The sequence below is a fragment of the Streptomyces sp. NPDC047085 genome (assembly GCF_040643735.1).
GTDB lineage: Bacteria > Actinomycetota > Actinomycetes > Streptomycetales > Streptomycetaceae > Streptomyces.
Window position 1 is genome coordinate 20,128 of record NZ_JBEYUW010000013.1, and the last position, 10,212, is coordinate 30,339.

The 10,212-nt window shown below is 69.4% G+C and carries 9 protein-coding genes; 4 read left to right on the plus strand and 5 right to left on the minus strand.

What is annotated here, in order from left to right:
* Positions 1-130 precede the first annotated feature (130 nt).
* Positions 131-1,585, plus strand: coding sequence for a ubiquinol-cytochrome c reductase cytochrome b subunit (locus ABZ865_RS33490; protein WP_361239325.1), 1,455 nt, complete (start codon positions 131-133; stop codon positions 1,583-1,585).
* Here ABZ865_RS33490 and ABZ865_RS33495 read toward each other — a convergent pair.
* Both ABZ865_RS33495 and ctaD read right to left on the minus strand, forming a co-directional pair.
* Positions 1,503-1,907, minus strand: a complete 405-nt coding sequence (locus ABZ865_RS33495) for a cytochrome c oxidase subunit 4 (RefSeq protein ID WP_361238916.1) — start codon at positions 1,905-1,907, stop codon at positions 1,503-1,505. The genes ABZ865_RS33490 and ABZ865_RS33495 overlap by 83 nt on opposite strands.
* On the minus strand, positions 1,904-3,571 hold the full coding sequence (gene ctaD / locus ABZ865_RS33500; RefSeq protein WP_361238919.1) for a cytochrome c oxidase subunit I: 1,668 nt from the start codon (positions 3,569-3,571) through the stop codon (positions 1,904-1,906). Before ctaD ends, ABZ865_RS33495 begins: the two co-directional genes overlap by 4 nt.
* 308 nt (positions 3,572-3,879) lie before the next feature.
* On the opposite strand from ctaD, the gene ABZ865_RS33505 reads away from it, so the two are divergent.
* A complete protein-coding gene (locus ABZ865_RS33505) occupies positions 3,880-4,857 on the plus strand; it encodes an L-threonylcarbamoyladenylate synthase (protein ID WP_361238922.1) in 978 nt (325 codons plus the stop codon).
* Positions 4,858-4,926: 69 nt separating this feature from the next.
* On the opposite strand, the gene ABZ865_RS33510 is transcribed toward ABZ865_RS33505, so the two are convergent.
* On the minus strand, positions 4,927-5,568 hold the full coding sequence (locus ABZ865_RS33510; protein WP_361238925.1) for a carbonic anhydrase: 642 nt from the start codon (positions 5,566-5,568) through the stop codon (positions 4,927-4,929).
* Positions 5,569-5,878: 310 nt separating this feature from the next.
* On the opposite strand from ABZ865_RS33510, the gene ABZ865_RS33515 reads away from it, so the two are divergent.
* Complete coding sequence (locus ABZ865_RS33515; RefSeq protein WP_361238928.1) at positions 5,879-7,093, plus strand: PP2C family protein-serine/threonine phosphatase; 1,215 nt, start codon at positions 5,879-5,881, stop codon at positions 7,091-7,093.
* Positions 7,094-7,331: 238 nt separating this feature from the next.
* On the opposite strand, the gene ABZ865_RS33520 is transcribed toward ABZ865_RS33515, so the two are convergent.
* Both ABZ865_RS33520 and ABZ865_RS33525 read right to left on the minus strand, forming a co-directional pair.
* A complete protein-coding gene (locus ABZ865_RS33520) occupies positions 7,332-8,522 on the minus strand; it encodes a zinc-dependent alcohol dehydrogenase (RefSeq protein WP_361238931.1) in 1,191 nt (396 codons plus the stop codon).
* A 176-nt stretch (positions 8,523-8,698) separates the two neighbouring features.
* Positions 8,699-9,049: a helix-turn-helix domain-containing protein gene (locus ABZ865_RS33525; RefSeq protein WP_361238934.1), complete on the minus strand. Its 351-nt coding sequence runs from the start codon at positions 9,047-9,049 to the stop codon at positions 8,699-8,701.
* A gap of 132 nt (positions 9,050-9,181) precedes the next feature.
* Between ABZ865_RS33525 and ABZ865_RS33530 the strand changes: the two genes are divergently transcribed.
* Positions 9,182-9,898 carry an ANTAR domain-containing protein gene (locus ABZ865_RS33530; protein ID WP_361238937.1) on the plus strand — a complete coding sequence of 239 codons (717 nt, stop codon included), beginning with the start codon at positions 9,182-9,184 and terminating at the stop codon, positions 9,896-9,898.
* Positions 9,899-10,212: the final 314 nt, after the last annotated feature.

Consider the following 10,212-nt stretch of genomic DNA (forward strand, 5'->3'; position numbering starts at 1 on the left):
GAGGGAGGCGTTCTGTGAAGCGTGAGGGGTGCGGCTCGGCCGTCGGGCACGGCACGGACACACTGTGACGGCGCCGCGAGGAAGGCCGGCCGCGGAGCGCGTCGCCGACGCGGTGGACGAGCGGCTTCCGATGTACGACGGCGGCGGCGCGCTGTTGCGCAAGGCGTTCCCCGATCACTGGTCCTTCCTCCTCGGGGAGCTGGCTCTCTACAGCCTGATCGTTCTCGTCCTGACCGGTGTGTGGCTGACGCTGTTCTTCCAGCCGGACATGCACGAGGTGATCTACGGCGGTGGGTACGTGCCGTTGCGGGGCGTGCCCATGTCCGCGGCCTTCGACTCCACGCTGCACATCAGCTTCGACGTGCGCGGTGGTCTCCTGATGCGGCAGACGCACCACTGGGCGGCGCTGGTGTTCGTCAGCGCGATCGGGGTGCACATGATGCGGATCTTCTTCACCGGCGCCTTCCGCCGGCCGAGGGAGATGAACTGGGTCATCGGCGTCACCCTGCTGGTACTCGCCCTCGCCGAGGGTTTCGCCGGCTACTCGCTCCCCGACGACCTGCTGTCCGGCACGGGGATGCGTATCGCACAGGGCATCATGCTGTCCCTGCCGGTCGTGGGGACGTACGTGAGCTTTTTCGTCTTCGGGGCCGAATACCCCGGCCAGGACATCGTGCCGCGGCTGTACAGCGCGCATGTGCTGCTGTTGCCGGGCGCGCTGATCGCGCTCGTCACCGTCCATCTGATCCTGGTGTTCCACCTCAAGCACACGCAGTGGCGCGGCCCGGGCCGGTCGAACCGCAACGCCGTCGGCAAGCCCATGTTCCCGCAGTTCACGGCCTCCTCCGGTGGTCTCTCCCTCATGGTCGCCGGGTGGCTGTTCCTCCTGGGCGGCCTCGCGCAGATCAACCCCGTGTGGGTGTACGGACCGTACCGGCCCGACCAGGCCTCGACCGGCTCCCAGCCCGACTGGTACGTCGGCTTCCTGGAAGGGGCGCTGCGGCTCGTGCCGCCGTGGGAGACCGACGTCGCCGGCCACACGTTCATGTGGAACGTGCTGTTGCCCGCCGTCGTCCTGCCCGGGCTGCTGTTTCTCGTGCTCTATGCCTACCCCTTCGTCGAGCAGCGGCTGACGCGGGAGGGGGAGCGCGAGCGCCATCTGTGCGACCGGCCGCGCGAGCGGCCCGTTCGTACCGGACTCGGCGTGGCGGGCCTCACGTTCTACGGTGTCCTGCTGCTGGCGGGCGGCAACGACGTGATCGCGGCCAGTTTCCGGATCTCCGTCAACACTCTGACCTGGATCTTCCGCGTCGCGCTGGTGGTGGGGCCCGTGCTCGCGTTCCTGCTCACCCGGCGGCTGTGCACGGCCCTGCTGGCGGCGGAGCGGGAACGGCTGGCCGAGGGAGTGGAGAGCGGAGAGGTACGGCAGAACACGTCGGGGGGCTACGAGAGCTCCCACGTGCCCGTCGAGAATTTCCGCCCGGGCGCCCCCAGGGCACCGCTCAGCGCCGCTCCCCCGGAACCCGGCGCGCGTACTGGAACACCAGACCCAGGACGCCACGCGCCAGAACACCGAAACCGATGAGGAACAGCCACAGCCCGTAGACCACGCCGGTGCACAGCACCGCGAAGCCCAGCGCCGTCAGGATCGGCCACACGCTCTGCGGCGGGAAGAACTCCAGCGGACCCGCGGCATCGACGACTTCGGCATCACGGCGGTCCTGCGGGCGGGGCCCCTTGCGCCGGTACTGCACGAAACAGAAGAAGGACACCACGGCGGCCATCAGGCACGCGACGACGAGCGCGGCCGTGCCGGCCGGGTCCGCGTGGGACCACCAGGCGTAGAGGGCGGCCGAACCGCCGAAGAACACGGCGACACCGCAGAAGAGCGCGGACTCGGCCTTCATCGGCGCCTTCCCGTCTCGAGCGTCCGGCCGATCTCCGGATGGTGCAGGTCGAAGGCGGGCGACTCCGACCGGACACGCGGGAGCGCGACGAAGTTGTGCCGCGGGGGCGGTGAGGAGGTCGCCCATTCCAGGGCGCGGCCGTACCCCCAGGGATCGTCCAGGTTGACTCGCTCACCGTATCTGGCGGTGTGCCAGACGTTGTACAGGAACGGCAGGGTCGAGACGCCGAGCAGGAACGAGCCGATGGACGACACGGTGTTCAGCAGGGTGAAGCCGTCGGCGGGCAGGTAGTCGGCGTACCGGCGGGGCATGCCCTCCACGCCGAGCCAGTGCTGGACGAGGAAAGTCAGCTGGAACGCGGGGAACAGCAGCCAGAAGTGCAGCTTTCCGAGCCGCTCGTCCAGGAGTCTGCCGGTGAACTTGGGCCACCAGAAATAGAACCCCGCGAACATCGCGAAGACCACGGTCCCGAACAGGACGTAGTGCAGGTGGGCGACGATGAAGTACGAGTCGGTGGCGTGGAAGTCGAGCGGCGGCGAGGCGATGAGCACCCCGCTCAGCCCGCCCAGCAGGAACGACACCATGAAGCCCAAAGCCCACAGCATCGGGGTCTCGAACGACAGGGACCCGTTGTGCATGGTGCCGATCCAGGCGAAGAACTTGATTCCCGTCGGCACCGCGATGAGGAACGACATCAGGGAGAAGAACGGCAGCAGCACGGCGCCGGTGGCGAACATGTGGTGCGCCCACACCACGGCGGACAGCATGGTGATGGTGATCGTCGCGCCGATCATCGGCAGATACCCGAAGAGCGGCTTGCGGGAGAACACCGGGATGATCTCCGAGACGATGCCGAAGAACGGCAACGCGACGATGTAGACCTCCGGGTGCCCGAAGAACCAGAACAGGTGCTGCCACAGAATCGCCCCGCCGTCCGCCGCGTCGAAGACACGGGCGCCGAACTTGCGGTCCGCCTCCAGCACGAGCAGCGCGGCCGTGAGCACCGGGAAGGCCGGCAGGATCAGGATCGAGGTGAACAGCACATTCCAGGTGAACATCGGCATCCGGAACATCGTCATGCCAGGGGCACGCAGGCACAGGATGGTGGCGATGAAGTTGACCGCGCCGAGGGTGGTGGACACACCGGTCACCACGAGCCCCATCACCCACAGATCACCACCCGCGCCCGGGGAGTGGTACGCGCTGTTCAGCGGCGCGTACGCGAACCAGCCGAAGGAGGCCGCGCCGCCCGGCACCAGGAAGCCGGAGACGACCATCAGGCCGCCGAACAGGTACATCCAGTACGACAAGGCGTTCAGCCGCGGAAAGGCCACGTCCGGGGCACCGATCTGCAGCGGCATCACGGCATTCGTGAAGCCTGCGAACATCGGCGTCGCGAACAGCAACATCATGATCGTGCCGTGGATGGTGAAGAGTTGGTTGTAGCCGCTCTCACTCACGAACTGCAGTCCGGGCCAGGCGAGTTCCGCGCGCATCATGAGGGCCAGCAGGCCGCCCAGGAGGAAGAAGCAGAACGCCGTCACCATGTACAGCCGGCCGATCACCTTGTGATCGGTCGTCACGGCCCAGTTCAGCAGCGTCCGGCCCAGCGGCGATGCCTGCGGTGCGCCGGCCTCGCTGCGGTGTTCAGTGGCTTCGGTCATCGTCCTCCTTCAGGGCGACGCTACCGCCGGCCACCGGCCGGAAGTCGCCACCACGCCTCGCTGTCCGCTATTGGGGGAAGACCGTATGCGCCGCGCTGACCGGGGCACGCGGACAGGGAAGGAAGAATGCGAAAGGACGAGAAAAAAGAAAAGCGGCATGAACGATCCACGGAAAGCAGTCGTCATACTCCGCGGCTCAAGCCCGAAACGAGTGTCCGGGTTCACGCCGTGCCGTCGGCCTGGGTGCCGTCGTTAGGCGCCGACGAGACCACGGGATGTGGGGGCGGGGCAGCGAGAGGATGGGAAGCATGATGACAAGGACGAGTGACATCGAGAAGGCCGCAGGTGTGCTCCGCGCCGGAGGCCTGGTCGCCTTCCCGACCGAAACGGTCTACGGTTTGGGTGCCGACGCCGAGGATCCCGCCGCTGTCTCGCGCATCTTTCAGGTCAAGGGGCGTCCGCCCTCCCACCCGCTGATCGTCCACCTTGACGGCGCGGAGCACTTGGACGACTGGGTCGAGGACGTGCCGGCGACGGCGCGCCTGTTGGCCGAACGCTTCTGGCCGGGGCCCCTCACGCTGGTCCTGCGGCGCGGTCGCCGGGTGCCCCTCGAAGCCACTGGCGGCCTTCAGACGGTGGCCGTACGCGTGCCCGACCACCCCGTCGCACTCGCGCTGCTCGCGGCCTTCGGCGGCGGTGTCACGGCCCCATCCGCCAACCGCTTCGGCCAGGTCAGCCCCACGACGGCGGACCACGTCCGTGCCGAGCTCGGTGATGCGGTCGGCTTCGTGCTGGACGGCGGTCCCTGCGCGGTCGGCGTCGAGTCGACCATCGTCGACGCCACGGGCGAGATCCCGAGCATCCTGCGGCCCGGCGGGGTGACGCGCGAGGACCTCGAAGCGGTGCTGGGATGCCCGCTCGCGGTCCCCTCGAGCAGCCGCGTTCGAGTGCCCGGCCAGCATCCGTCCCACTACGCGCCGCGTGCACGGGTCGTCCTCGTCGAGCCCGAGAAGGTCGTCGCCGAAGCGGAGCTCGCGCAGGAGTTGGGACACCAGGTGGGCGTTCTTCTTCCCCCGTCCTTCACCGACGCCCCGGTGAAAGCGCACGCAGTGGTGCCGGTCCCCGGTTCTCCGGCCGCCTACGCGCGCGGGCTGTACGGGTTCCTGCGCGAGCTCGACCAGCGGGGCTGCGACCTCATCGTCGCCTCCTTGCCCGACGAGGAGGGGCTGGGACTGGCAATCGCCAACCGGCTCCGCCGCGCCGCAGGGCCCCGGCCCACCGCGTGACCGGTACCGACGCCGTACTCGGACCCTACGACCGCGGCACATCACGCTGAGCAGCCACGGCCGGGACGGTCAGGACACGGCGGGGACCGCCGCGTCGAGGCCGCGGGCTGCGACGAGCTGTGCACTGCCGTCGGCCAGGCGGTAGCACAGGCCCACCACGGCGGCCTGGCCGGCGGCTACCTTGTCGGCCAGCACTCGGGAGCGGTCCAGCAGCAGGTCGACGGTGTGCCTTATGTGCTCGGCGAGGATCTCCTCCGGCTCCACGTATCCGGCAGCCCGCGCTGCCAGCACGCTGGGGGTCACCCGCTCGACGACGTCCCGGACGTATCCGGCCGGTGCCATGCCGTCCTCCAACGCGGCGCACGCTGCAGCGACCGCACCGCACGAGTCGTGACCGAGCACCACGACCAGCGGACAGCCCAGCACGTCCACGCCGTACTCGATGCTGCCCAGCACCTCCGCACCCAGGACGTGGCCCGCGGTGCGCACCACGAACAGGTCGCCCAGGCCCCGATCGAAAATGATCTCGGCGGCCAGCCGGGAGTCGGAACACCCGAACAACACGGCGAAGGGCTGCTGGGCAGGCGCGGTCTCTGCACGGCGGGTGGCGTCCTGGTTCGGGTGCTCGGGGGAGCCCGCGACAAAGCGTCGGTTTCCGGCCAGCAGCAGTTCGAAGGCGTCGTGGGGCATCGAGGCCTGGATCTCGGTCATGGCTGCAGCCTAGGACCCGGCGCCGGCGGTCGCACCGCTCAGCTCCGCCGCGGCGCGCCGGGCAAGGCCACGCTGGCGGCGCGGGCATCCCCAGGCGCTGGGCCGGGGCGGCCTCGACGCGGGACCGCAGAGCACGGCGCCGCCGCCCCCGGCTCGTCAGGCGTCCATCCCGAAGACGAGCAGCGACACGCTATGGGCGTGCACGGGCGATCAAGAGCATGACCGCCTTGGCCACCGTCTCGCCCTCGCCGCGATCGTGCCTGACATGAGAGAGCACGGGAGCGGTGTGAGACTGGGCCCGGAAGGGGTGATGCCCGTGTCGGACCCACCGCACGCGTCCTCTGGTCCCGACACCGCCATCGACGAACATCGGCTGGAAGATCTGATCATCGAGGCGCAGACGGCCCTACCCGTTGAACTGCCCGGCCTGGCGAACCGGTGCGCCTCGGCCCTGGGCCTGCGCACCGCGCTGATCTACCTCGCCGATCTGCAACAAGCGCTGCTGATCCCCCTCGACGAGGCCTTGGAGCCGCTGCCCGTGGAGGGCTCGTCGGCCGGCTGGGCGTACCGCACATTGTCGCCGCGGGTGGCCGAGGCCGACGAGGACCTGATCGTTTGGATGCCTTTGGTCGACGGTGCGGAGCGGCTGGGCGTGCTGGCGGTGCGGACCGCCTCGCTCGACGGGGTGCGGATGCGCCGCAGCCGGATGCTGGCCCACCTGTTCGCCATGCTGATCACCTCCAAGCGTGCCTACAGCGACTGGCTCGCCGCCCGTACCCGCACCGCGACCATGGCTCTGCCCGCCGAGATGCTGCGGGCCTTCCTCCCACCGCGCACCATCGGCAGCATCAGGTGCGTCTCGACCGCGGTCCTGGAACCGGCGTACGACATCGCAGGGGACGCCTTCGACCACTCGGTGGTCAAGAACGTGCTGCACACCATGATCCTCGACGCCATGGGGCACGACCTGACCGCCGGCCTGACCACGTCGGTCGCCATGGCGGCGGCGCGCAACGCCCGCCGCGGCGGGCACGACCTGGCCGACGTCGTGGGCTCCGTCGACCAGGCGCTCGCCGAGTGGCTGCCCGACCAGTTCTGCACCGGCGTGCTGTGTCGGCTCGACGCGGAGACCGGGGTGCTGCGTTGGGTCAATTGCGGTCATCCCCCACCGCTGCTGATCCGCGGCGAGCAGGTGCTCGCCGGGGCGTTGGACAGCCCGCCGCAGCCGCCGATCGGCCTGGCCGGTTCACTCGCGCCGACAGCCCGGAAGGTCCACGAGACGACGCTGGAACCGGGTGACTGCGTCCTGCTCTACACCGACGGTGTCGTGGAGGCTCGCGACGCGGGCGGTGCGGAGTTCGGCCTCGACCGGTTCACGGACTTCATCATCCGTTCCAACGCCGCCGGACAGCGCCCGGCCGAAGTGCTACGGCTGCTCATCCACGCCATCCTCGACTACCAGCGCAACCAACTGCGGGACGACGCGACAATCCTGCTCTTCGAATGGCGCCCGCAGTACCAGTGACGCGGCACTGCGCCGAGCCTCGCTGGACGGGGATGCCGCGGTCCTTCGGCGCGAGGGCGGCAGGTGAGTCGTCGGCGAGGAGCAGATGTCCGCCGAGCTGCTGGATGTGGGGGCCATCGGGGCGCGGCGCTGCCTCTCCCCTACCCGCAGGTCCACTACGCCCTTGTGAGCCCGCGTCAGCCCGTCACCCGTCCTGATCGGTGCGGGTGAGGCGGTCGCCACGACCGTGCTGCCGGCGCTACGGCTGCATCAGGATCTTGATCGCGCCGTCCTGCTTGCGCTGGAACATCTCGTAGGCATGCGGCGCCTCGGTGAGCGGCAGCCGGTGCGTGGCGAAGTCCTCGACGCCGAGCGGGTCCTCGTCCGTGAGGTACGGCATGATCTCGTCCGTCCACCGGCGCACGTTCGCCTGCCCCATCCGCAGCTGGATCTGCTTGTCGAAGAGGGTGAGCAGGGGGATGGGGTCGGCCGTGCCGCCGTACACGCCGCTGAGCGAGATCGTGCCGCCCCGCCGTACCAGTTCGATGGCCATGTAGAGGGCGCCGAGCCGGTCGACGCTGAAACGCTCCGCGAGGGGCACGCTGAGCTTGCGGGGCAGCAGCGCGGAGGCCGTCTGGGCGAGCCTGGCCGCGGCACTGCCGTGCGCCTCGGTGCCGACTGCATCGATCACGGCGTCCGGGCCCCGGCCGGAGGTCTCGTCGCGGATCGCGGCGACGAGCGCCTTCTCGTCGTCGAAGGCCGTGAGGTCGTACGTCTGCACGCCTCGCCGGCTCGCCCTGTCCAGCCGCTCCGGCACCAGGTCGACACCGAACACCCGCTCCGCACCCCGGGCCAGGGCGATACGGCAGGCCATCTCGCCGATCGGGCCGAGGCCGAGGACGGCGAGCGTGCCGCCGGGTAGGAGTGAGGCGTACTCGAAGGCCTGCCAGGCCGTGGGGAGCACGTCGGAGAGATAGACGAAGCGGTCGTCCGGCGGGCCCTCGGGCACCTTGATCGGGCCGTACTGGGCCTGCGGCACCCGCAGGTACTCGGCCTGGGCGCCGGGCACCGCACCGTACAGGCGGGTGTAGCCGAACAGGGCTGCGCCCATCCCCTCGCCGGTGACCTGCGTCGTCTCACACTGGGTCGGCAGTCCCGTCAGGCACATCCAGCAGGATCCGCAGGCGATCTGGAACGGCACCACAACCCGGTCCCCCACCGCGAGGTCGGGCACCCCCGCGCCGACTTCCTCGACGATTCCGATCGGTTCATGGCCGAGAATGTCTCCCGGTGTCATGAACGGGGTGAGCACCTCGTACAGATGCAGATCAGAGCCGCACAGTCCGCTGGACGTGATGCGGACGACGGCGTCCGTGGGCTCCTCGATCCGTGGGTCGGGCACGTCCTCCACGCGCACGTCCCGCCTGCCCTGCCAGGTGACTGCCTTCATGAGGGCGCGCCCCCTTCCTCGAATGCGCGGGTTGGCCCCGGCGCGGCCGGTCAGCAGTGGCTGCCGGGTACCCGCGCCGGTCGGCGACGAACCCGGAGGATGGCGCGCGCGGCTACCCGCTCGCAGCCGGCGGAGGATTCGCCACGGTCGGCCGCTTCCCGGAAATGTGTGTCCGCTCAGGCTTCGGAAGCGGCCTGATCGCCGCTGCTCTGGCGTTCGGCCTCGTCCCTGACCAGCATCGACAGCAGGGCGGCCACGGTCAGGCCGGCCTCGGCCGGATGGCGCATGACCTTGCTCGGATCGACCCTGTACTGATTGACACGACCCTTGCGGGTGTGGGAGAGGTAGCCGTCCCTCTCGAGATCCGAGATGATCTTCTGAACGGCACGTTCGGTCAGCCGACAGCGCGCCGCGATATCGCGGATCCGCGCATTGTGATTGTCGGCGACGCTGGCCAATACGCGCGCGTGACTGGTCAGGAACGTCCATCCGGTATGCGGCTCGGGCACTCGATCGACTCCCACCATGACCAAAGCGTACGGCCCCTCATTCACGACTTCAAAAACACGAAACTTAATTCGCGTATCGCTTGACGTGTCATGGAAAGCGTATGAGCCTGGAGAGGAACATGTGAGAGGAGCATGTGAGAGGAGGCGACCATGCCCGACCCGTCTCACGACAAGCCGTCCACGGCCCTGCTGGTACGGACGGAACCGGCCGGCAGCCGGGTGACCGTCACCGTGAGCGGGGAGTTCCGCCTCGACGACAGCGAGGACCTCCGGCGCGCGCTGCGCACCGCCCTCGCGACGTCGGCCGAGGGCGTCAATCTGGACCTCAGCGGACTGTCCTTCACGGACTGCTCCGCGCTCAACGTACTGTTGGCCCTTCGTGGTCAGGCGGTGGCGGCCGGGAAGACGGTCACCGTCACCGCGGCCAGCCCCGCCGCGGAACACCTGCTGACCGTCACGGACACCTACACCCTCTTCTCTGCCACGCGCGCCGGCAACACGGCGTCCGCCGGGCAGCCTTCGCGACACTTCGACGACGATGACGGGCTCCTGCGGACCGAGGTCGTCCAACTTCGGCGTGCGCTGCGAACGCGGCCAGACATCGATCTGGCCCGCGGAATACTCATGGCGTCCTTCGGCCTGAACCCCGACGAGGCGTGGCAGGTGCTGGTCACGGCTTCGCAGAACACCAACACCAAACTGCACCACCTGGCACGGGATGTGGTCATGACCACGGAGCAGGGAGTACCCCTTCCGGATCCCGTTCAACGCCGGCTCACGGCAGCGATCGCCGGTGCCCGCAGGACCGGCCGTCATCCGCAGGGCAGTTCACGCACGCGCTCCGGACTGCTCAGTCCTCGCCCCTGACCATGCCCTGGAGATGACGGTTTCGCCCACTGCTCTTCAACTTCTTTCTGCGTACGGTTCGTCCACCGAGTTGCCTCGTTCCTCGTGCGTACGCACCGGCCGACGGTGGGGCCCTCGGCGAGGAACTCGATGAGGCGCGAAGCGCCGTGAGTCGCCGTCATGGCGGCGCAGCAGAGCGGGTCTTGCGCGGGAATCCGCGCCCGCAGCGCAGCCGGGTATCCGGGGGCGTGGACGTCACTGCCCCTCGGCGTCGCCCCCGGCGGCAGCGGCGAGCGCTTCGACGACGCGCAGCTCCGGGGCCGATGAGGCATGGG